1 pseudogene is annotated in these 319 nt (G+C 83.7%); it reads left to right on the top strand.

The features are described from left to right. Positions 1–319 (top strand): annotated as a pseudogene (locus ACX6XY_RS30160) (hypothetical protein); the annotation flags it as partial.

The following is a 319-nucleotide window of genomic DNA, read 5'->3' as shown; positions in this document are numbered from 1 at the left end:
GACGCGCTCACGCCGAGCGGCACGCGCCAGCACGCGACCCCGGCGGCCCCGGCGGGGCCCGCCCCTTCCGCGCTCCCCGCCGCGCGCACGCCGAGCGCCACGCACTCCGAGCAGCCCACACACCGCTCGACGCCCCCATCGGGCGGCCCGGACAAGACCGCCCCGCACACCACGAGCGCCGCCGAGGGTCGCGTGCCGGGCGCGCCCCTCGGGCAGACCCCGCACGGACCGGCCTCCGGACCCGGCAGCCCGCGAGAGGCCACCGCGCGGCCGGGGCCGGACGGGCCCGCCGCGGGCGGCGGCGAAGCCGCTTCGGGCG

This window comes from Streptomyces sp. O3 (assembly GCF_054788135.1).
This window is presented reverse-complemented; position numbering and strand designations above follow the sequence as displayed.